This window comes from Methanosarcina sp. UBA411 (assembly GCF_002495725.1).
GTDB lineage: Archaea > Halobacteriota > Methanosarcinia > Methanosarcinales > Methanosarcinaceae > Methanosarcina.
The window spans coordinates 16532-37125 of the sequence record NZ_DAGK01000028.1 but is presented as its reverse complement, the minus strand read 5'-3'; the positions used below and the strand labels follow the sequence as shown (position 1 = coordinate 37125).

The 20594-nt window shown below is 39.3% G+C and carries 26 protein-coding genes and 1 pseudogene; 10 read left to right on the top strand and 17 right to left on the bottom strand.

Going from position 1 to position 20594, the window contains the following annotated elements:
• Positions 1-86 precede the first annotated feature (86 nt).
• The 5 genes and pseudogenes from BP861_RS10240 to BP861_RS10220 all read right to left on the bottom strand — a co-directional run.
• Positions 87-482: a secondary thiamine-phosphate synthase enzyme YjbQ gene (locus BP861_RS10240; protein ID WP_292375010.1), complete on the bottom strand. Its 396-nt coding sequence runs from the start codon at positions 480-482 to the stop codon at positions 87-89.
• Positions 483-914: 432 nt separating this feature from the next.
• Complete coding sequence (locus tag BP861_RS10235) at positions 915-3272, bottom strand: PKD domain-containing protein (RefSeq protein ID WP_292375007.1); 2358 nt, start codon at positions 3270-3272, stop codon at positions 915-917.
• Positions 3273-3894: 622 nt separating this feature from the next.
• On the bottom strand, positions 3895-4227 hold the full coding sequence (locus BP861_RS10230; RefSeq protein ID WP_292375005.1) for a TrmB family transcriptional regulator: 333 nt from the start codon (positions 4225-4227) through the stop codon (positions 3895-3897).
• 24 nt (positions 4228-4251) lie between these two features.
• Positions 4252-4710 carry a MarR family winged helix-turn-helix transcriptional regulator gene (locus BP861_RS10225; RefSeq protein ID WP_292375002.1) on the bottom strand — a complete coding sequence of 153 codons (459 nt, stop codon included), beginning with the start codon at positions 4708-4710 and terminating at the stop codon, positions 4252-4254.
• A gap of 377 nt (positions 4711-5087) precedes the next feature.
• Positions 5088-5338: pseudogene (locus BP861_RS10220) on the bottom strand (MATE family efflux transporter); the annotation flags it as partial.
• A gap of 440 nt (positions 5339-5778) precedes the next feature.
• Here BP861_RS10220 and BP861_RS10215 point away from each other — a divergent pair.
• Positions 5779-7551: a KUP/HAK/KT family potassium transporter gene (locus tag BP861_RS10215; RefSeq protein WP_292374999.1), complete on the top strand. Its 1773-nt coding sequence runs from the start codon at positions 5779-5781 to the stop codon at positions 7549-7551.
• Between the two features lie 84 nt (positions 7552-7635).
• The gene (locus tag BP861_RS10210) at positions 7636-7845 is read left to right on the top strand and encodes a hypothetical protein (RefSeq protein ID WP_292374997.1); all 210 of its coding nucleotides are present in this window, start codon (positions 7636-7638) and stop codon (positions 7843-7845) included.
• A 107-nt stretch (positions 7846-7952) separates the two neighbouring features.
• Here BP861_RS10210 and BP861_RS10205 read toward each other — a convergent pair whose 3' ends face one another.
• The 9 genes from BP861_RS10205 to BP861_RS10165 form a co-directional block, all read right to left on the bottom strand.
• Positions 7953-8075, bottom strand: coding sequence for a hypothetical protein (locus BP861_RS10205; RefSeq protein ID WP_292374994.1), 123 nt, complete (start codon positions 8073-8075; stop codon positions 7953-7955).
• Positions 8076-8419: 344 nt separating this feature from the next.
• On the bottom strand, positions 8420-8587 hold the full coding sequence (locus BP861_RS10200; RefSeq protein WP_292374992.1) for a hypothetical protein: 168 nt from the start codon (positions 8585-8587) through the stop codon (positions 8420-8422).
• A gap of 124 nt (positions 8588-8711) precedes the next feature.
• The gene (locus BP861_RS10195; protein WP_292374990.1) at positions 8712-9314 is read right to left on the bottom strand and encodes a hypothetical protein; all 603 of its coding nucleotides are present in this window, start codon (positions 9312-9314) and stop codon (positions 8712-8714) included.
• Between the two features lie 597 nt (positions 9315-9911).
• Positions 9912-10628: a class I SAM-dependent methyltransferase gene (locus BP861_RS10190; protein WP_292374988.1), complete on the bottom strand. Its 717-nt coding sequence runs from the start codon at positions 10626-10628 to the stop codon at positions 9912-9914.
• 289 nt (positions 10629-10917) lie between these two features.
• A complete protein-coding gene (locus BP861_RS10185; RefSeq protein ID WP_292374986.1) occupies positions 10918-11088 on the bottom strand; it encodes a hypothetical protein in 171 nt (56 codons plus the stop codon).
• A gap of 165 nt (positions 11089-11253) precedes the next feature.
• The gene (locus tag BP861_RS10180; RefSeq protein ID WP_292374984.1) at positions 11254-11820 is read right to left on the bottom strand and encodes a hypothetical protein; all 567 of its coding nucleotides are present in this window, start codon (positions 11818-11820) and stop codon (positions 11254-11256) included.
• A 41-nt stretch (positions 11821-11861) separates the two neighbouring features.
• Entirely contained in the window at positions 11862-12107 is a 246-nt protein-coding gene (locus tag BP861_RS10175) for a hypothetical protein (protein WP_292374982.1), read from the bottom strand.
• 461 nt (positions 12108-12568) lie between these two features.
• Positions 12569-12925 carry a winged helix-turn-helix transcriptional regulator gene (locus BP861_RS10170; protein ID WP_292374981.1) on the bottom strand — a complete coding sequence of 119 codons (357 nt, stop codon included), beginning with the start codon at positions 12923-12925 and terminating at the stop codon, positions 12569-12571.
• Positions 12926-13139: 214 nt separating this feature from the next.
• Positions 13140-13352 (bottom strand): hypothetical protein, encoded by a 213-nt coding sequence (locus BP861_RS10165; protein WP_292374979.1) that lies wholly within the window; start codon positions 13350-13352, stop codon positions 13140-13142.
• A gap of 40 nt (positions 13353-13392) precedes the next feature.
• Between BP861_RS10165 and BP861_RS10160 the strand changes: the two genes are divergently transcribed.
• The 6 genes from BP861_RS10160 (at position 13393) to BP861_RS10135 (ending at position 16654) form a co-directional block, all read left to right on the top strand.
• Positions 13393-14052 carry an NAD(P)/FAD-dependent oxidoreductase gene (locus BP861_RS10160; protein WP_292374977.1) on the top strand — a complete coding sequence of 220 codons (660 nt, stop codon included), beginning with the start codon at positions 13393-13395 and terminating at the stop codon, positions 14050-14052.
• Between the two features lie 382 nt (positions 14053-14434).
• Entirely contained in the window at positions 14435-14776 is a 342-nt protein-coding gene (locus BP861_RS10155; protein WP_292374975.1) for a cupin domain-containing protein, read from the top strand.
• Between the two features lie 48 nt (positions 14777-14824).
• Positions 14825-15166, top strand: a complete 342-nt coding sequence (locus BP861_RS10150; RefSeq protein ID WP_292374973.1) for a CGGC domain-containing protein — start codon at positions 14825-14827, stop codon at positions 15164-15166.
• A 77-nt stretch (positions 15167-15243) separates the two neighbouring features.
• On the top strand, positions 15244-15663 hold the full coding sequence (locus BP861_RS10145) for an ester cyclase (protein ID WP_292374970.1): 420 nt from the start codon (positions 15244-15246) through the stop codon (positions 15661-15663).
• Positions 15664-15764: 101 nt separating this feature from the next.
• Complete coding sequence (locus tag BP861_RS10140) at positions 15765-16193, top strand: hypothetical protein (protein ID WP_292374967.1); 429 nt, start codon at positions 15765-15767, stop codon at positions 16191-16193.
• A gap of 92 nt (positions 16194-16285) precedes the next feature.
• A complete protein-coding gene (locus BP861_RS10135; protein WP_292374965.1) occupies positions 16286-16654 on the top strand; it encodes an ATP-binding protein in 369 nt (122 codons plus the stop codon).
• Between the two features lie 128 nt (positions 16655-16782).
• Here BP861_RS10135 and BP861_RS10130 read toward each other — a convergent pair whose 3' ends face one another.
• Complete coding sequence (locus tag BP861_RS10130) at positions 16783-17334, bottom strand: hemerythrin domain-containing protein (RefSeq protein WP_292374962.1); 552 nt, start codon at positions 17332-17334, stop codon at positions 16783-16785.
• 179 nt (positions 17335-17513) lie between these two features.
• Between BP861_RS10130 and BP861_RS10125 the strand changes: the two genes are divergently transcribed.
• Positions 17514-17879: a DUF7436 family protein gene (locus BP861_RS10125; RefSeq protein ID WP_292374959.1), complete on the top strand. Its 366-nt coding sequence runs from the start codon at positions 17514-17516 to the stop codon at positions 17877-17879.
• Positions 17880-17974: 95 nt separating this feature from the next.
• The gene (locus tag BP861_RS10120; RefSeq protein ID WP_292375467.1) at positions 17975-18370 is read left to right on the top strand and encodes a carboxymuconolactone decarboxylase family protein; all 396 of its coding nucleotides are present in this window, start codon (positions 17975-17977) and stop codon (positions 18368-18370) included.
• Between the two features lie 375 nt (positions 18371-18745).
• On the opposite strand, the gene BP861_RS10115 is transcribed toward BP861_RS10120, so the two are convergent.
• Both BP861_RS10115 and BP861_RS10110 read right to left on the bottom strand, forming a co-directional pair.
• Positions 18746-19663, bottom strand: coding sequence for an ABC transporter ATP-binding protein (locus tag BP861_RS10115; RefSeq protein ID WP_292374956.1), 918 nt, complete (start codon positions 19661-19663; stop codon positions 18746-18748).
• Positions 19656-20594 carry an ABC transporter ATP-binding protein gene (locus BP861_RS10110; RefSeq protein ID WP_292374953.1) on the bottom strand — a complete coding sequence of 313 codons (939 nt, stop codon included), beginning with the start codon at positions 20592-20594 and terminating at the stop codon, positions 19656-19658. Before BP861_RS10110 ends, BP861_RS10115 begins: the two co-directional genes overlap by 8 nt.

The window sequence follows — 20594 nt, the reverse complement described above, 5'->3', positions numbered from 1 at the left end:
TTCACTATTTTTCTTGATCTCTTCTTTGTTTTTATCCGTTCTACGTTTATTCATCCGCTGTAGCTATTATGTTATTTTTATCTGTGTTAAGCCCTTAAAAGCATAATATTGACTGTCCTGCTTCTAGGTCCATCCATTTCGGCAAAAAAGATTCTCTGCCAGGTCCCAAGCTCAAGCTTTCCTTCTAAAATGGGAAGGGCTTCGCTTGCTCCAAGCAGTACTGTCCTTAGATGAGAGTCTGCATTGTCGTCTATGCGGTCGTGCTTATACCCTGCACCGGTAGGCACCAGTTTATTTAATAGATCCAAAATATCCTCCTTTAGCCCACCTTCGTTTTCGTTTATTATGATGCCTGCGGTAGTGTGACGTGTGCTGATAAGGCATATGCCTTGAGCTATTTCGCTTTTCCTTACTTCTTCCTGAACTTCTGAAGTGATATCTACCAGCTCAACGCGTTTAGATGTTTCAATTTTGAGTTGCAAAGTCTTTCCCTCTAAAGCTTTTCAGGTTTTACTCCAGATTTTTATGTATATGCAGGCTCTTGTACCCTGTGCATAATAACTAGTTATTTAGAGGAGATTAAAATCGTTAAAATTCTTATTTTCAGCTAATAAAGAAAAACCCTTATTTTCAGTTAAAATCAAAATTCAATAGACGAATTTATATATTATACTGATTGGTACAATTCTTTTCTTAAAAAACATTTCTTTAGCTTAATATCTTCAGTAAACTGGATTTAATACCGAAAAATGATATCCTGGAAGGTGTAATAATCCAGAAAGTAGTAATCCAAAAATAAAAATCAAGAAAATAGTAATCAGGAGGGAAATTCCCAATCTGACAATAAAGGAGAGTATACTCTATTGCCGGATTAGATCAATAACCCTCACTATCTTACTACAATTCACACTATTTTATCTTCTTTTTATCCCATATATGGACATGCACAAGAGGCATACAATGCCACTGATTATACTGAATCCAGGAGTCTTTTCACTTTCTTCAGTCATCTTATTTTCAATAGTGTTTGCATTACTTCCTTCATTACTGCCTTCAGTATTATTTATGGCTGCTTTAGCAGGTTCTGCAGTTATTGTATTGTTTTCATCTTTTACACCTGTTATTGCAAAGGAAGAGTAGCCAGGTACGTCTGCTGTGAAATGCAAGAACTGATCATCTTCACCTGTTAGACTTACTGGCAGTTCCACCCATTCTTTTTTCTCATCATCGTACCAGTCAAGTATAATTGAGGACTTGTTTATGTTATTCTCATCTACCCATGAGGTATTGACTTTAAAATTGACAGTTGGACTCTCAATATTCTTTGAGGTGCCATAACCACTGTTTCCAACCCATATATTGAATGATTTGTAGACGATACCTTCAGGAAGCTCGGAAACCAGGCTCGACTTGTTTTTCAGTTCCTCTACTATTGTAGTGGTCTTTCCTACGGTTTTTGTTGACCTGAACGTTATCGATTCAACACAGGTTGCATTATTTGTAAAATTAAAATTCACATCCTTTCCACTGGCAATAAAGTTCTGTAAAATCTCTTTTACCTGGACGTTCTTTGCTGGTTCAGGGGATCCACCACCGCCACCGCCACTACTGCTACCTCCGCTCTTGTGGCTGTGTCCTCCTCTACTGCCGCCACTGCCGCTGTTACTATCACTACTACTGATAGTGTCGGTGTTATTGTTACTGTCGCTGGAATTACTCTCTTCCAGTACGATTATCGTATTGATTTTTGAGGCGGTTTCGTTCTCATTAATAACTGTCAGATTAACATCATAGTTCCCTGCTGAGGAATATATGTGCTGCGGATTCGGCTCGCTTGAAGTATTTCCGTCTCCAAAGTTCCAGCTCCATTCTTTTGCATTCTGCGAGAGATCTGTAAATTGCACAGAAAGAGGAGCAGAGCCGCTAGTGATATCTGCATCAAAGTCCGCTACAGGAAGAACTTTTTCTTGACTTGGTTCTCCCTCCACAGCTATATTTAAGGTTTTCGAGCTCGATCCATTTTCATTATTTACTGTCAGGACAACGTTATAGTTTCCTGCTGAAAAATAAGTATATGCTGGGTTCTGCTCGATTGAAGTAGCTCCGTCTCCAAAGTTCCAGTTCCATCCGTTTGCGTTTTGCGATATATCTGTAAATTGCACAGAAAGAGGAGCAGAGCCACTGACAGTATTTGCATTAAAGTTTGCTACTGGATGAACTTTTTCTTGACTTGGTTCTCCCTCCACAGCTATATTTAGGGTTTTCGAGCTCGATCCATTTTCATTATTTACTGTCAGGACAACGTTATAGTTTCCTGCTGCAGAGTAAATATGCGTTGGGTTCTTCTCTGCTGAAGTAGCCCCGTCTCCAAAATTCCAGTTCCATCCGTTTCCGTTTTGCGATATATCTGTAAATTGCACAGAAAGAGGAGCAGGGCCGCTTACAGTATTTGCATTAAAGTTTGCTACAGGAAGAACTTTTTCTGGAATAGGTTCACTCTGAACAATTATATTTTGAGTCTTTGAACTTGAGCCCTTTTCATTATTTACTGTCAGGACAACGTTATAGTTTCCTGCTGCAGAGTAAATATGCGTTGGGTTCTTCTCTGCTGAAGTACTTCCGTCTCCAAAATCCCATGACCAGGAAGTTGCATCTGTACTCTTATCAGTAAGGGAAATAGTTAACGGGGCTTTTCCGGAGGTTGGCGATGCAGAGAATGCAGCAACTGGTGCTTTTAAATCGTTATTGTTAGGAGTTTCATCGTTTCCAGTGTTACTATTGCTTCCATCAGGGCTCCATCTTGCATAGTAAGGCATTCCCTCTTGATACACACCACTAATACTTTGTATAGCAACTTTTTTTGTATCAAAAGTTGTGTCTATAAACTGTCCGTTCCCAATATATATTCCAACATGGCTGAGAAGCCAGTAAGTTCTGTCATTTTTAACAACATCTTTTTTCCAGAAAATTAGATCTCCAGGCGTGGGAGAAGTTGTAGTAACATAATAGGGATTTTTTTTCATGTTAGGTACAGTTTGGAAAACTATGTCTTTGGCTCCAGCTTGCTTGTATACTTGAGATACCAAGTGAGAGCAATCAATGCCCGATCGGCTGTTGCCGCCATGCACTGATTTAACTCCGATCCAGCTTTTTGCGGCTTCTACTACTTTGGATTCGGATGTTCCTACAGGAGCTGCTGATACAAGGGGTATAAATGCTATTAAGATAGCTACAAGAAGTATGGCTATTAATTTTTGTTTGTTTCTATTCATTTTTACCCAATATCCATATTTTTACTAAGATAACTATTTCATCTTCACTTGTTAATTATAATAATTCAATGCTCAGTTTTACTTCTGGACCACATCTAGTTTAAATTAGATCGTATACCAAAATTCAGTTATGAAATTTTTAATATATTAACTTCTCATTTATAATCATCAAGTTGTATTTATTTTGTACTATGCTAACCAAATATCCAAGTTTTTATTTCAAGATATCAATTCCTTATTAAAAATAATATTTACTATCCCTATCTTTTTATCTTAAAATAAAGTTACTTCGTTACTGAAGTTTATTCCTGTATATTTAAATTTACGATAAAGCTCATTCCAAAACTCTGGATTAGGTCCTTATATCTCTGACTTTGAATAACCGATTGATCTTTCGATCATGAAACTAGTTCTAGAACTCTTATATATGTGCAAATAAGGTCGCTTTTGGGATGAACTTATAAACAGATATTAAACGAAGATGACAACAAGAAAATGTTAAAGCCTTTAGATTGAAAAAAGAATTTATCCATTATTAATAATTGTGGGATAGCCTCTTCAAAGTGATGTGGCTGCCAATAATTGGTTTTATAAAAAATGTAATATAAGAGTCTTTGAGGCTTTAAAAAAGAGACTTCGTAGATTTTCTCTTCTGTGTTGAATTAAGTTCTTTTAAGGTTTCATTAATAGAGTGGAGGAATTCAGCTTTGAGTCTTTCGATCAATTGCTCCGGAGCTATGATTCTGAAACAGGCAGGAGTTTCTTTTTTAACTTTCACATATCCTTTATTTTCCATTCTCTCCAGCACGGAATAGATCTTCGGTCTTGGCACATGGGTAAATTCATGGATTTCCCTTGCTGTAGCTTCATTCAAACTCAAGAGTCCAACATAAATTTTTGCCTCATTTTCTGTAAACCCCAGCTTCTTGAGTTTGCTTATGAGTTTGATATCCATTACATCCCTCCAGCACTTTTTTGTTCAGGCGGTGTCATCGAGCTTCCTCAGTGTTGCAAACACTATTTGCAGGCTCTCCTCATATGCAAGAATATCTTCTTCATCTAACTTTTTTAGTATCTTGTAGGCATTATGTTCAAGCTCTTTCATGAACCATTCCCTGTAAGCTTTTCCCTTTTCGGTGAGAGAAATAAGGGTTTTTCTCCGGTCATCAGGGTCTCCTTTCCTATAGACAAGCCCTTCTCTTTCCAGCGCATCGATCATGCTTGTTAGGCTTCCTTTCTGAAGATCGAGACACTTTCCCAGGGTTGTAGGCATAATATTATCTATTGCTCCTATAATCAGAATTGCCCGATTCTGATTTTTATTCAGGCTATATGGGCTGTCCCCTGATTTGTGAAATATTTCTGCAAAGTGTTTTTGAAACAGATTCATTATTTCAAACTGGAGTTTTACTGTTTCTTTTATCTTTTCTTCTTTCATTGGTATCACAGTCAGGGCTTTTTCCGAATTCGAATTACAAGCTGAAATCGTTTTTCCAGAATTTTTTGAATTTCGAAAGTTATGTTGAAAATATGTGAAGAACTTGGAGCCTAATTATTCCTAGCTCTATCCTCTAAACTACTTTGTCCATTATCTTACTATTCATAAATCTAATTGTTTGATTTCTTACTAAATCATTAGTTTCTATTTATACTTTATGACTTTAAATTTGGCAGTCAATAATATTAGCACTTTTTTATACTTTTATTTGTTCCCATCAGACATTTCAGGTACAACTGTGCCCAGATGAAAGTAATTATCGAACCTATAACCGTACCCGCAACAAGCCCCTACCATACACCAAGAAGTCCCCAGTCAAATCCGACAGCAGCCAGAGCATCAGCTTCCAAGGCCTGCAACCCAGAAGGTATCCAGTAAGGTTGTATATGGTCTGCACGGACATAGCGACTATTATAGGAATTGAAAGCTTGACAACAGCTTTCCTAGGGTCTCCGAGGAGAATATTCACTCCTTCTGTAGTTTCTTGAAGGCTTCTTTCTTTTTTGATCCTGTTTTCTCCTGAATATTCCTCAACCCTTTCGCTTCTGGTTAATGTTTCCCTATTCATTTCTCCAGCTGTTTTTCTCCGATTGCCTTTAAAATCCAGTATCTTCTGTCTGTTCCTTTCTGGTCTCTTCTGCCTTTAACATTTCCTTACTTACTAGATAATTTTTTATTTTTTATTCAAAAGGAGCCTAGAAAAGCAATTAATCGTGGGGAAACGTATATTTATAAGTAGAATTTATGGATACAAGTAAAAAATACGAAAATAGGTTGAGATATAAACTTAAAATAAAAATAATGACCTGATAACAGGTCAAAAGCTATATAAATCCGTTTGGGTTTCTACCTCTTTTTAAACGCAAAAAATTGCAATTTATATAATTTGCAGATTATATCTTGTATCTATTAGTTCAGAGCCTTTGTGAAAGCATTCATCCAATTGTTAATAAAACACAGAGAGTATCTATTATGTCTAACAGCAATTTTAGAGGAGTACTGAACTCTATGGGACTTGTTTTTGGAGATATCGGAACAAGTCCAATATATACCCTGACAGTTATCTTTCTTCTCACAAAACCTACATATTCTCACATAATAGGAGTTTTATCTTTAATTATTTGGACACTTATTATACTTGTAACTCTGGAATATGCCTGGCTTGCAATGAGCCTGGGTAAAAAAGGAGAAGGAGGTACAATAGTCTTAAAAGAGATACTCGTTCCTCTCCTCAAGTCGAGTAGAAATGTATCTCTAGTCACATTGTTAGCTTATGTAGGAACGTCTTTCCTCATGGGAGACGGAGTAATTACTCCTGCAATAAGTATTCTGAGCGCAGTCGAGGGATTGCGAATAGTTCCTCAGTTAGAAAACATAAACCAAGGCACTATCGTACTTATTTCTGGCCTAATTGCAATAGCACTTTTCACAGTTCAGAGCAAGGGAATTGAAAAAATTACATGGGTTTTTGGGCCTATAATGGTTATATGGTTTGCAGCCATGGGATCTGCAGGTATTGCTTCTATTTTCTATACGCCAGAAGTGATTAAAGCCATCAATCCTTATTATGCTATTAGATTCCTTCTGGACAATGGGATTATGGGATTTTTTGTACTATCGGAAGTTATCTTGTGTGCTACAGGAGGCGAAGCCTTATATGCTGATATGGGACACCTGGGAAGAGAGCCTATTTTAAAGGCCTGGAGATTCGTATTTATAGCATTGGTTTTTAATTATCTCGGGCAGGGCGCATTTCTTCTCCGAAATCCTGGTTCTACAAATTTTTTGTATGAAATGGTAAATCAGCAGGCACCCTTACTTTATATCCCATTCCTCCTCCTGAGCATTATGGCTACAATTATCGCTTCTCAGGCTATGATAAGTAGCATGTTCTCTATAGTATATCAGGGAATTACGACTCGAGCAATGCCAATGCTAAAGATCGATTATACTTCCGGGATATTAAAGTCGCAGATATACATAAGTACCGTAAACTGGTTACTCCTCATTTCGGTATTGTTTATGATGCTTATATTCAAAGAATCAAGCAGATTAGCAGCTGCATATGGACTGGCAGTTACAGGAACTATGTCTATTACAGGAATACTTATGACTTCTATATTTTATCACAGGAGAAATATATCCAAAGCCCTTATTTCGCTATTTATAACGTTTATTGACATAGTATTCCTTCTCTCAAATAGCTATAAAATACCTCATGGAGGTTACTGGTCCATTATCATAGCACTTTTTATTTTCTCTCTTATAATTATATACACTTCCGGACAAAAGAGGCTGTACGAACTGATGAAGCTCATGAAGGTTGAAAACTTCCTTGAAAAATATAAGCAACTATATGCTACTCAAAATAAAATAACTGGGACTGCCCTCTTCTTTACACGAGATATAGCTAACATTCCCCAGTATATTTCCCATGTAATGTTTAAAAATAATATTATCTACGAAAATAATATTTTTATTTCAATTATCAAGTCCGACAGTCCTTTTGGAATAGAAAGTTCGTTCACAAAAGAACTGGCAAAAGGGTTGAGAGTATTTGAAATAAAGACCGGATATATGGAAATTGTTGATGTCGAGCAAATCCTGAAAGACCAGGGCATTAGTGAAAAAACAATATTTTATGGAGTAGAAGATATATTCACTACTAATTTAATATGGAAAATCTTTTCCATAATTAAAAAATTGTCCCCCTCGTTTGTCCAGTTCTATAGACTCCCTACTGATGAATTACATGGAGTTATGACAAGGTATGAAATGTAAAATAGTTTCTCTGTTTGGGTAATTGTCCAGACCGGACGATTAACCCAAAACCCTTTCATTTTTAAACAAGGATAATTGAACAAAATGGAAGGACCGAATTGGAGAAATAATATTTACCTTGCCGTATCTTGCTGTAACTCTCTTTGCTTTTTTGTAGTCGCACCCGGTACTGCAGCAGCCGAGGAGAATATATACACAAATGTGAGTTTGAATAATGCTAAGAAAATGGTTGAAGAAGGTAATATCTTCATTCTTGATGTCCATACCCCGGACGAATTCATGCAGCTCATATAAAGAGGCATATATAAAGTGGCATTATTGATACCGTAGCAAGCCTTAAGAATCCACCCGGAGAACCTGTTTTACCTCCTGAAGATTTATTGGTAAATCGAACGGGTGAGTTAACAAGTTACTGTAATGCAAAGATACTTGTCCATTGCAAGACCGAAAGTCGAAGCACTAATGCGAGCAAGATTCTGGTAAATGTCGGCTACACTAATTCCATAACATGCAGGGCTAGTCAAAGTCTAGATACGCAGGATATTCTGTTGTAAGCAGTTTTGTGAATGAGCTTGAGTGTGCAGATAATTTAACCAAAACCGCTCTCAAAGCAAAAGTCAACAATATACTCTGTTCTTGAAAAAAGAAACAACTTAACAGCTATCAAAATTAGGCAAATTTACTTATATCGTTGATCAAGGAAGCTGAAGGCAGGCTGGATTCTTAGGAAGCCGATTACCTGATCCATGAATCCACAATCCATCTTAAATACCTGATCTGATTCAGCGCTTACAAGTTGCCTATCATACAGACAATTTTATTTTATATTCTCAGGATAACAAAGCCTGATTGCTATTTGGCGTATTATTTAATATCTTTTTACAATTGATACGGCTATTAATACAAATATCAGGCTAGCCAGTTTAAATCCTGGAAGGCTTTCTTCTATAGCGTACGATTTTTCTTCTACCTGTATAGGAAGGTTAAGCGTATAATCTTCTGCGTTTTCAGTATCTTCTCCAAAATAATAAACCACACTTCCTTCTTAAGTAAGAGGCTTCTCTGGATTAAGAGTACTTTTCTTAATTATTAAAACATAGAAATAGGAAAAATGTATGTATTTTTTCCTGAGGCTACGTTTAAATTCTTTTTAATCTTATTTACTTCCTCTTAATAGCATAAACTCCTAACAGGCATATACCTGCAACCAATATTCCAAATCCGAGAGCACTACCTGAGCCCCCTTCTTCGATTTCTTCTTCTCTGTTATTTTTGGTTTCTACATCTACGCTCTCATTTGAGCTGGGAGTCTTTTCGGGATTTGCTGAAACTTCCTCGACTACAAAGGGATGACTGAGTGAAATCGGGTTGTAATTGTCCTTATCATCTCCAGACCAATAGAGACCACTGAAGTGTACTGTAAAAGTACCTACTTTTTCTCCCTTAAGACCAATAGAGATTGTCTGGGTGCTTCCGGGGGGCACGGAAAATGTTCCGTAAGCCGTATCTGATGCACCTGTCTGAGCAAAATCCTTTCCATATACATGGATTCCAGAGGGTACGTTGATCCTTGCATCTACGTTTAGAGTCACATCATTAAGGGATGGATTATCAATATAAAGTTCAACAAGACCATCTTCATTTTTGGTTATAACATCATTAACCGGCCTAAGTACCACGGTCGGGTCCGCTCCGGGCTTCTGTCCAGCCGCAGAACCTTCTGTTGTGGTTTCAGTTAAGTTTGTAGTAGATGTTTCATTCATTGGTAGGGAGTTATTGACGTATTGATTAACGGATTTATTGAGAGATTGATTAACCGCTTTATTGACAGATTCGTTAGCCTTTAAAATCTTTGATGCCGTGTCACTTACTACTGGGTTATATGATGCATTTGCAGCACTTGATAATATGGCCCCAAAAATAAAGATAGACATCAGTAGTATGGGCAAACATTTTTTCAATTTTTATACCTCCTTCTAGGGGTATTGAATTAAATATACAATAGTTTTTTGAAAAATGTTTTTCAAAATTTTCAACGTTTGTTTCTACAAAGAATAGTTTATTTCGATCAACGTTTTCAGCGTGTATTGAGCATTTTGGTTTAATTTACTTTCGGGTTACTTCCATAAACTGAAATGATCAGGATCATGATGTATTATAATTCTAGCGAATAATATTTCCGCGAATTATAAGCATTTACATATAACCAAATACAAAATGAGTAGATTTAATAAATATGAATCTGGAAGAGAAAAATTCTGAAAAAGGTATTGAATATCTTTATAGCTGAATCGATTAAAATTAATAGATATCTTGGGTTTCTCTGCTTAAAACTTGAGTTATGACCCGGGAAGGCTTCATTAGTTTCTTGATAATATTGCGTGATATCTGTATTCATAATACATAGACTTTACATATTCCATTTTGAAGCCATTGTCTATGGCTATTTGTTCAATAAAGTAAGGGCTGTAAGCATCCCCTATTATATCTCTAGGACGGTTTTTCAGAATAGCTGATGTCTGCCGCAAGAGCCCAAAACCAGTTTTAGGTAAAGTCTTCCAAAGTTTAAAATTCTGTGAGAACCATCCCATTTTCCATAAAGAATACAATCTGGGATCAATTATATCAAAAAAGACTATTTTTCCGTCTTCATTGAGATATTCGGATGCATGACGTATAAAAGCATCTATCTGCTGAGGCGTCAGATACTGTACTACTGCTGTTGCAGTGATCCGATCAAATGGTAAACTCAACTTTTCCCAGATTGTTTCGTCATCGGCAAGGATTAAATCTATATTTTTATAGTTCTGCTGCCACATTTTCTTTTCAGCTTCAAAAAGCATTGAAGAAGAAAAGTCAGCCCCTACTATCCTTTCATAATTTGGCACATAATATATCAGAAGCTCCCCGGCACCGCATCCGAAATCTAGAAGAGATCTGCCTCCTCTTAAATGAAACAGTTTTTCCCTAGCTTCTTTAAAAAGGAACTCTTCTGTAGAATACCTGTGGCCTCCTTTCTTTTTATCCGAGAAATATTCTTGCCAAGAAAACTTCGGTTTATTAAATGCTGTTTCCATATTGAATGTCCCCCCCCGTTTCTCGGTCTTTTTAATTTCATTGATATACTGGTACATAGAGAAAATGAGCGATGATTGCATCTCTATGAAGTTTACATGAAAAAATCTGTTTGTTATTACAAATATCACATTATTTTATTTAGATATTGAAACGTTTGTCCTGAAAATAAGTCCCGATCTATTATCGGGAGTTTCTCTACTGATGCTTGATTTTTCGATATACTGATTCTTACGATGAACTAATTTTTCAATGAATACTATGTTGTCTGTATTAGCGGGTTAAAGTCTTTTATATTCCATCATGGTTCTCAACTAATTTCTTCCCTCCGCACAGTACCGCTGCAGCCCTGACTACGCTGTCCGGAGTAAAAAAGACCGGCATTCCGCTGGCTGTAAAAACCGAAGCACTTTCCCTGCTAAATTTTTCCTTCTGGGGAACAGATGAGAATTGGTTTTTCACAGTTACTGACAAAGGCTTTGATTTTTTCCGCAACCCCTCTAGAAAGAAGAGGCGGACCCCAGAGCAGGCTCACTATTGCAAGATCGTATTCTTCCCCAAAAGCCTCCTGTAGAGCATTAACGTAGTGTTCATCCTTTACACTGCCTGTCAGGTCTACAGGATTTCTTATAGAAGCAAAACAGGAAATTTCTTTCTCAGTTTGCTTACAGACTCTCTGGAGAGGTCCGGAACTCTGAGTCCAGCCTCCTCACATGCATCAGCGATGGAAATCCCGATTCCTCCTCCGTCAGTTATAATAAGAACTCTTTTACCTTTCACCAGCGGATAACTGTTCAGGACTTTGCAGGCATCTTTTAATTCTTCATAATTTGCAACTTCTATTATACCTGCTTTCCTGAAAGCAGCTTCATAAGCTTCATACCTGCCGCTAACAGCTCCTGTATGAGAACTTGCTGCTCTTGCGCCCGGCTCTCTTTTTCCGACTTTGAGGGCTACTACAGGCTTCTTTTTCACACATCTGGAAGCAGCAGCAATGAACCTGCGTCCATTTCCTACAGACTCAATGTAGAGAGCAACTGCTTTTGTTGCTTCGTCTCCTGCCAGAAATTCAAGGCAGTCGCTCTCATCCACACCTACTTTATTTCCATAGCTTACTACCCTTGCAACCCCTGAACTCTCGTTTGCCATTTCATTCATAATCATAACGGCAAAGGATCCACTTTGGGTAAGCACTGAAACCCCTCCTCTTGCAGGCCTTTCAACCTTATCGTTGCTTATAAAAAAGTATCCACTTTTGAGGCCGTGTCGTAAATCCCAAGGCAATTCGGCCCCATAACCCGGACTCCTTTCATCTCTAAAATTCCTTTCAGGAGAATCTCAATTTTCTTTCCTTCAGGTCCAATTTCCCGAAAACCGGAGCTGATAATTATTGCTCCTTTTATGTTTTCCACAGGGCCATTGAGAATTTCAAGAACAGTAGGAGCTGGAACTGCAAAAACCGCAATATCGATTTTGTCCACTATTTTACTTGGAGCAGAATAACATTTAAGCCCTCTGATTTTCCTTGTAGCTCGGATTTACGGGATATGTTTTTCCCTGAAATCCCGCTTCCAGGAGGCTTTCTAGGATTGTATAGAAAAGCTTTTCGGGATCTGGTGAGGCGCTCCTATCAGGGCTATGCTTTCAGGCTTGAAGAAAAAGTCAATACAATACTTCCCTCAGTGATCATTTATGCCCGTCCGAATAATCTGCAGATTATATCCAGATTCTAGCTTCGAACTTAAATATTTACACATAATAAACTCCGGCTTCCATAAATACCAAAACAAAAAAATCTGAAAAATGCCAGCAGATAAGAAAAAATTGACTACAAAATCTTTAACCCTACAATCATGGAAAAACCTAAAAGTATGGAAGTCCCCTTGCATTTGCTTTTTCTTCTATATTTTCCATTTTGGTTTTCTTCTTTCCCTTATACGATTCAGCGGTCACAGTACATGCAAATAGCCTTTTGACACTCTTCATTCTGGAATTTCCATTTCAACCCCCAGCGTTTAATTGCCTGTATTATTTTCACGAAATCTACTCCGCTCTCGGTCAGATAATACTCGGACTTTGGAGGATTTGCTGAATTATCAACCCTTTTTCCAATTAGGCCTTCCGTTTCCAGTTCTGTAAGCCTCTCTGAGAGGATTTTCGGGGTTATGTAGCCAAGTTTCCTTTTTAGCTCATTAAAGCGTTTTTCCTTTTTTTCCCCCTTATGCAGCTCCAGAAGGATATGGATTGTCCATCTTTTCCCGATGATATTCATGGTCTTGTAGACTGTGCAGTCTTTCATAGTATAAACATAGAAACTGTCTGATATATAAATTAGTATCTCTAATATACTGGTATCAAAAGCATACTATTATAAAATGTATTTTATAATACAAATTTGTATTAATTTCCAGTAAAAGTTTCCTGTATCTGGCAAAACAAAAAGAAAGCAGCTCTGACTGAAAAACTGGGTCTGAAGTGACGTCCATCGCTCTGCCAAAGCGAAATTCATGTCTTTATCTGGAATTATACCGCTTGAGCGAACGAAGTGAGCGGAACGGATCCGTCCCCCCGAGACGGGAATCGTGCAGGAGGGACTTGGGAGATGAAACCTGAGCTTTGTTCAGCCCTCTTGAGCGAAGCGAAAAGGGCTCCGTGCTCCCGAAGCGGAATTCGGGCGACGGAACTCGGACGATTTTATCAGGACTGCCAGGACTGCCAGAATCCAAATCTCTAAAAAATACTGAAAGTTTGGAGCGAATGATAAACATGAAAGACAACTTACCGGAAAAAGGTGCAATCGTTCAGAGAGACCGTGAAACCTATGCAATCGCCCCCCACCTCGCCGGAGGAATTGTGGATCCGACAACTCTCAGGAAAATCGCTGATGTTGCAGAAAAGTATGGGGCTGCTGCTCTCAAGATGACTTCTGCCCAGAGGATTGCAATCGTAGGCCTGAAAGAAGAAGACCTTGACAATGTGTGGGCTGAACTTGATATGAAACCCGGTGCAGCTATAGGGCTTTGCGTAAGGAGTGTGAAGTTCTGTCCTGGGACGACTTTCTGTAAGCAGGGAAAACAGGATGCAGTAAGCCTTGGTCTTAAACTGGATGAAAAATACCACGGAATGTCGATGCCTTCAAAACTAAAAATGGCTGTTTCCGGCTGTCCAAATTCCTGCTCTGAACCTGCCATCAAAGATATAGGTGTAATGGGCACTGCCAAAGGATATACTCTGATGGTGGGAGGCTCTGCGGCTGCTACTCCAAGACTTGCTAAGGTTGTTGCAAAAGAACTGTCTGAAGAAGAAATTCTTGAGGCAATCGAGAGGATCGTTAATTTCTATAAAAATTCTGGCACGAAAAAGAGGCTTGGAAGGTTTATTGAAGATATGGGTATTGAGAGTTTCAAATCCGAGATAGGCCTGTAAAACTAGGAAAGTTTGCATGTGATATCTACATGTTTAAATTAGCTTATACAATGTTGAATTCCTTCTGATATGCTCCCATTAATCATGTTTCTCTTGTAAACTCTTAACCCGAGATAAATACGGGTTTTAGGGATCAAATTCTAACGCTCTTCGATAGTAATAGAGAAATTTATACCGACCAGACGTATATGGGATGGATATCAGAATGGAATTTCGTAAATACATAAAACGTAATCAAAAACGGTCAAAAACATTAACACAAGATTGGTTCTAATAATAATCATAAGATGTATTTCAAAAATATTTAATATAAGGTCGGTTGGTATACTGTTAAGGCATAATACTAAGAAGTAAAAAACTATGGTCAAAAGGGGAGAATTATATGAAAGTTACTGAGATGAAATCCTCACCTGAAAAGCCGAACCCTCATAATGTGAGCGTCAGGATGCTCTACAATACCGAACACGCACAGGCGGTACATATAGAGCTTAAGCCAGGGGAGGCCCTAAAGAAGCACATCACTCCCACAGATGTCTTTTTCTACATTCTTGAGGGAAAAGGTATTGTTGAGATTGGCGACGAACAGCAGGAAGTCAGCCAGGATATGCTGATCGAGAGTCCTGCAAAGATTCCTCATCGTCTTCTGAATCCGGGAGACAGAATTTTCAGGGTGTTGGTCGTAAAGGCCCCAAGACAAACCGAGGCTACAGGCATGCTTGAGTAAAGCAAGTATAAGAGCGGTTATTAAAACGGTTCAAAAAGAGGGTCATTAATGGAAGAAACAAAACCTACAAAAATTGCGGTCGTGCGCTGCGATATAGTCTCAGAGGCCTGTCCGGGTGTAGGCTGCTTTAAGGCTTTTAACGAAAGAAAGTCCTATTTTGAGGGTTACGACGAAAATACTCAGATAATCGCCTTTTTCACGTGCGGAGGCTGTTCTGGCAGGAGAGTATACCGTCTGGTAAACATTCTCAAAAAGTATAGATTGGATGCCGCACATCTTAGTTCCTGTATGCTTATGGAAGACACTTATCCTAAATGCCCTAACCTGGAATATATAAAAAAGACGATTCGGGATGCAGGAATAAATGTTGTGGAAGGCACTCATCACTGAGTACAGATCTTAATAATAATACTTATAGGCAAGAAAGACATCAAAAGCCGACAGATAAAAATGCGAATGAGGGAAATATGTCTACAGAAGAAAACAAAGCAATAGTTCGACGATTTTTTGAAGAAGGCCCTTCTAAAGGAAATCTGAGTGCCGCCGACGAACTGCTGTCACCTGATTTTACAATACATGTTCCTCTTCCTTCTTCTCCAGGAGTCGAAGGAATTAATGAAGTAATTACTGCATGCAGGGCCGCTTTCGAGCACCTTAATGTTACAGTTGAGGATATGATTGCCGAGGGTAATACCGTGGCTGCTCGTTTCACAGCTCGCGGAATACACAAAGGCAGTTTCATGGATTTACCAGCTACAGGCAAGCCGATAACCATGACTGGTATAGAGATTTTCCGCATTAAGGATGGTAAAATTATTGAGTTGTGGGGTGAAGCTAACCTTCTTGGCCTGATGCAACAGCTAGGGATCATCCCTGCTGTGAGATAAGGTTAAACTCAATCAAGCGCACCATATTCTCTTTAATTTATTCTTCATGTAAAAGCCCTTGGTGAAAAGACAATTTAAGCTTTAAAAAACAGGGTAATAAAATGAGCCATGATACAAATTGGGATCGGAATTTCGAAGAGGATGAATATTACAAAGGTGTAGACCTTGAACTTCGGGATATTTCCCTTCCAAACACAGACAATATCCTTTACTCGATTTTAAATTCTTTGAACTACAATATTGCAAGCTTTTATGCTTATACGAAGTTCAAAGATTATATCTCTGAAAAGACCTTAGACATGGAACTGCTCCAGAGAAGCATGAGCATCCACAGGGATTTTTCAGCCCTGTTCCTGCACACCAAAGAAGAACTGGTATTCATTTATCCCGATCTTCTGGAAAAAGCTGAAAAACTGCTATTTAAAGGAGAAACAGGTACAAATTTTATAATTTATACACGTAAAATGTGCAAATTAATAAACGATTATAAAAAAATGTTGTACATGGAAGGATATTTGCCGGATCTTTGAATTAAACTATTGCTTAGCGATACCTGATTCCAAGATTTCACCGTAAGACATAAGCTACTTTTAACTGAGAACATTTGACGGGGGTTGGTTTTATGGTAAAACGAATGATAGTAAAAATTGACGAAAAGAAATGTACAGGCTGTGGAAAGTGTGTCGCACCCTGTGCCGAAGGTGCTATAAAAATCATTAACAGAAAGGCAAAAGTAGTATCTGAAGAACTCTGCGACGGCATGGGTTTTTGTGTTGGCATCTGTCCTGAAGGTGCACTTTCAGTCGAAGAAAGATACACTGTCGAATTTAACCGTGAAAAAGCAGAAGCCCAGCCCAAGCAAAAAGACATCTCTATTAAGTGCTTCTCCTGTGGGGCCAACGAAGCCACCAGCTATCTCATTCCTCTCAGGCATAACATGCAAAGCCTTTGGGTTTGTACACGCTGCCTTCCTAAACTGATTCATGGTTAAACGAGTTAAATATAGGTCTTGTGCCCCTAAATTAGCCCTCTTGAGCGTTAGCAAAGCGGAGAGAAGTGGGCTCCATCCTCCTAGATGGAACTTAAGTTGCAGAGTAACAAATCTGCCGACTCGGGCACTTATGCTGGTTTTGTATAAGTCTCTCCCATGGTGTTCAGCCAAATCTTGAGTTCTGCATACCTTTCAGAATCTATTTGAGTTTCCATATCTTCAAAAGATTTAAGCAAATCTTTCTGGACAGCCTGCGAGAGATAGGTATCAACCATCGGGAAAAGCTTATTCTCCTCTTTGTCAATATGCAGATTTAGAAGCCGAATATACGCTCTTAAGTATTCAACCATACTAGAGAGTTCCATATTTTCTTCTTTCTCAAAAACTATTTTTCCAATTTTACTGACAGATTGTCTTTCCTCTTCATGTTCATTTCTAAGGGAAGTTATCAGCTCTTCTGCCCCTGAAACTCCTGCTTTTTCCATTTCCGGGAAAAGGTAAGCCTCTTCTTTTGTATAGTGATGTTCTTCAATAAATTCTTTTATGAATTCTATGAGTCCTTCAAGATTATCCTGTTTAACACTTCTCCCAGATTCTATATCCACGCATACTCTGTCGAGGATTGGCAACACCGATTTAATTACTCTGTGCTCCTCTCTTAAGTCATCTGTCGGTTTCATTCGTCCCCCATTACCTTTTGAAAGTGACGTCACTATTATTTTATCCCACAAGCAGGGGAAGCCCTACTCCAGTAATAAAATGTTAGCAATTTACTTTGAAAGTGATTTAAATTCCACCATGTAACAATAGGTTCTCTAAGATAAAAAAGTCAATATACATAATTCCTCCTGCCTTTGGAATGCCCATCGTTTCTAGCCTGCTGCCTGAAATCTTAAAAGCTATTGACCGGGGGGTTAAAATCCGGCTGCTAATATCCCCTCGCTTTATATCTCTTGCTTCTATGCTTTCAATGCAGGGAGAGGAGAATCTCAACAAATTCAAAAGAGGTATAGAAATAAGGCTTGTCCAGAACTTTAATTCCTGTTTTGGTATCGTTGACGACAGTATTGTGATGTTGTTTCAGCTCCATCCCCAGGACAATGACCGCATCCTTTCGGTTGTGAAAATCTGGGATGCGGGGCTTGCAATAAATTTGGGTAAGGAATTCGAGCTTCTCTGGAATGGAGGAGAAAAGCTTGATCTTGAAAAAGTTACTGAAAGGTAATGTTTCCGGCTTCTTAGGAATAGATAAATAACATATATACAATACAATATTAATATTAATAACTAAACCAGTTGAATTGCATGGGGTTAACAAACATGGAAGAACGTCGGGAAGGATGTGAAGGGCATCAAGAAGAACATGGAGATCTTGAACACGAAGAGTTACTTGAGAGCATGAGTGATAAACTGGGTTTTACCCCGCATATTCTTGAGATCCTTGGAGAACTTGACAGTGAGTCACTTAAAAAGTATAACAGGTGTAATAAAAGGTTATTGTCTGATGGGGCCTTGCCTGCAAAGACAAAAATCCTGGTAGCACTTGCAGTCGTTGCATCCAAGCAGTGCGAAAGATGTACGGTTGTGCAGATGCAAAGTGCACTTAAGAATGGGGCTACCAAAGAAGAAATTATGGAACTTATGGATGTTATATTCATAACTTCAGGGGCACCTGCTGTAGCAGCTTGTAGGGATGCGTTAAAACTGCTAAAGTAAAATCCTTTAATTTTACGAAGAGTTATAACTCACTCTTGTAAATACATTTTTAAGTGCCGATAAACCTGAGTCTAACAGTTAAGTGTTAATGATACAGAAAAGCTGTAGAATTCTCTAACAATACCCTTTAAATTCCTTATATTAAACTTTTTTAAAGTAGGCTAGTTTAAGACACTTCTTGAAGAGTCTATTCTTAATTCCTGGTTTTCAGTCCGGTATTCAAGAATTTTCCCTCCTGATTATTACAGAGTTGTCCGGGCAATAAGCAGTCGAATGCGAACTTTTGCGCCCTTCATGCAGGATTGTCAGGTATCTCCAGCTATTACGGTTGCGCAGAGTTCCGTAGTGTTTATCAGATCAGTTGTTTGGACTGCTTCATTTTGATTTCCAGCACCTCACCAATCTTCCCGAAACATCCCGTAATTTCTGCGGCTTTTTACACGCGTCCGTTCTCTCCCGGCACAATCTGTAGTAGGGACAGCCCGAAAAACCATCAGGCAGCTCTCCAATCTCCTCCGGCACCACAACCTCAAGCGACATATACCGTGCTGCATCCAGAAGAGCACGCGTATAAGGATGCAGTGGCCGGTCAAATATATCCGTCCCTTCCTCAACGATCTCACCTGCATACATCACCAGTACCCGATCAGAAACAGCCTTCGCTGCCTCCAGATCGTGTGTAATAAACACCAGGCTGAGATCGCGTTTTATCTGAATCTCTTTGAGCATCATCACAATAAATGCCTGCACCGACACATCAAGCATCGAGGTCGCTTCATCACAGACCAGCAACTCAGGCTTCAGAGCAAGCGCCCTGGCAATTACAACCCGCTGCAGTTCCCCTCCTGACAGCTCATGCGGATATCGGGTCTTGTGCTCCACAGAAAGCCCTACCTCTGCAAACAGGGCATCTACATTTGCCGAAATTTCCTCTTTGGAAAAAACTCCGCAAATCACAAATGGCTCGGCAACCGATCGTTCAACCGTCCATCTAGGATCAACTACATCAGCTGGATTCTGGGGAATCAGCTGGATTTTTCCCATAAACTTCCGACGATTCTTCCAGCTCATCCCAGTCAGTTTCATCCCGTTGAAAAACACTTCCCCAGAAACCGGCACAAGTTGCTGGACAAGCATCTTTGCAAGCGTTGACTTACCACACCCCGACTCCCCGACAATAGCCACCGTCTCGCCCGGACAAAACTCGATATCAACGCCGCAGACAGCTGTCTTTTTGACTATTTTAATCAATCCTGAGGTGTAAACATAATGCAGATTATCTGCCTTAAGCATACATCCAGCACCTCACAAATCTTCCATTTATCTCCACGACCGGCGGATTCGTCAGGCACCTGTCCGTTTTATGCGGACATCGAGGATGAAACCTGCAACCTTCCGGCACTTCAATCATCGAAGGTGACGGGCCTGGAATCGGGTGCATGCCGCGCTCCGGCACCGCACCTAAAAGTGCCTGTGAATACGGATGCAAAGGTTCTTTGAAAAATGGTTCCTTCTCTGCAATCTCTATAATCTGCCCGCAATAGTTCACTGCGATTCTGTCTGACATCGCTCGGGCAAAACCTACATCATGAGTAATTAAAAGGAAAGCGCAGCCATCCGAGGCAACTTTCTGAAAAATTGCTGCAATATTGCGCTTCTTAAGCACATCAACGCCTTTTGTCGGTTCATCAGCGATAATCAGTTCAGGATCTGCAGCCGTTCCCATTGCAACCATTGCCCTTTGCAACATTCCGCCACTGTACTGAAATGGGTATTCCCTTTCCCGCACTTCAGGAGGTATGATATCAAAATACTTCAGAGCCCGGCATGTCCTGGACTTTGCATCTTCTTTACTTATTCCAAGATGTGCCTGCATTGGCTCTGCAACTTGAGTGCCAACCCTTATTCCGGGGTTCATTGCAAGATATGGGTTCTGAGCAATTGATGCAACCATTTTACCGCGGACTTTCTGCATTTCCTTCTCGGAAAGAGCTGAAATTTCCATACCTTCAAGTTCCACTTTTCCGGAAAACATCGCATTCGGGGGAAGAAGCCGCATTATTGCCTGGCCAAGAATTGACTTACCGCTACCTGACTCTCCAATCAATGAAAAAACCTCGCGTTTGTTAATCGAAAACGTCGCATCATCAACCGCGTGAACAGTTCCCTGCTCAGTCGGGATTGTTACAGAAACGTCGGATACTTTCAGCAATACATCAGACAT

What these genes read in the sequence shown, in the direction of transcription:
- BP861_RS10135 (WP_292374965.1), top strand. Translation starts at nt 16,286, where the DNA reads ATGGTAAAACGAATGATAGTAAAAATTGACGAAAAGAAATGTACAGGC.
- BP861_RS10150 (WP_292374973.1), top strand. Translation starts at nt 14,825, where the DNA reads ATGGAAGAAACAAAACCTACAAAAATTGCGGTCGTGCGCTGCGATATA.
- BP861_RS10125 (WP_292374959.1), top strand. Translation starts at nt 17,514, where the DNA reads ATGCCCATCGTTTCTAGCCTGCTGCCTGAAATCTTAAAAGCTATTGAC.
- BP861_RS10110 (WP_292374953.1), bottom strand. Translation starts at nt 20,594, where the DNA reads ATGTCTGATGTATTGCTGAAAGTATCCGACGTTTCTGTAACAATCCCG.
- BP861_RS10190 (WP_292374988.1), bottom strand. Translation starts at nt 10,628, where the DNA reads ATGGAAACAGCATTTAATAAACCGAAGTTTTCTTGGCAAGAATATTTC.
- BP861_RS10195 (WP_292374990.1), bottom strand. Translation starts at nt 9,314, where the DNA reads ATGAATGAAACATCTACTACAAACTTAACTGAAACCACAACAGAAGGT.
- BP861_RS10160 (WP_292374977.1), top strand. Translation starts at nt 13,393, where the DNA reads ATGAAAGACAACTTACCGGAAAAAGGTGCAATCGTTCAGAGAGACCGT.
- BP861_RS10145 (WP_292374970.1), top strand. Translation starts at nt 15,244, where the DNA reads ATGTCTACAGAAGAAAACAAAGCAATAGTTCGACGATTTTTTGAAGAA.
- BP861_RS10130 (WP_292374962.1), bottom strand. Translation starts at nt 17,334, where the DNA reads ATGAAACCGACAGATGACTTAAGAGAGGAGCACAGAGTAATTAAATCG.
- BP861_RS10210 (WP_292374997.1), top strand. Translation starts at nt 7,636, where the DNA reads ATGGAAGGACCGAATTGGAGAAATAATATTTACCTTGCCGTATCTTGC.
- BP861_RS10170 (WP_292374981.1), bottom strand. Translation starts at nt 12,925, where the DNA reads ATGAAAGACTGCACAGTCTACAAGACCATGAATATCATCGGGAAAAGA.
- BP861_RS10115 (WP_292374956.1), bottom strand. Translation starts at nt 19,663, where the DNA reads ATGCTTAAGGCAGATAATCTGCATTATGTTTACACCTCAGGATTGATT.
- BP861_RS10120 (WP_292375467.1), top strand. Translation starts at nt 17,975, where the DNA reads ATGGAAGAACGTCGGGAAGGATGTGAAGGGCATCAAGAAGAACATGGA.
- BP861_RS10155 (WP_292374975.1), top strand. Translation starts at nt 14,435, where the DNA reads ATGAAAGTTACTGAGATGAAATCCTCACCTGAAAAGCCGAACCCTCAT.
- BP861_RS10235 (WP_292375007.1), bottom strand. Translation starts at nt 3,272, where the DNA reads ATGAATAGAAACAAACAAAAATTAATAGCCATACTTCTTGTAGCTATC.
- BP861_RS10140 (WP_292374967.1), top strand. Translation starts at nt 15,765, where the DNA reads ATGAGCCATGATACAAATTGGGATCGGAATTTCGAAGAGGATGAATAT.
- BP861_RS10225 (WP_292375002.1), bottom strand. Translation starts at nt 4,710, where the DNA reads ATGAAAGAAGAAAAGATAAAAGAAACAGTAAAACTCCAGTTTGAAATA.
- BP861_RS10215 (WP_292374999.1), top strand. Translation starts at nt 5,779, where the DNA reads ATGGGACTTGTTTTTGGAGATATCGGAACAAGTCCAATATATACCCTG.
- BP861_RS10230 (WP_292375005.1), bottom strand. Translation starts at nt 4,227, where the DNA reads ATGGATATCAAACTCATAAGCAAACTCAAGAAGCTGGGGTTTACAGAA.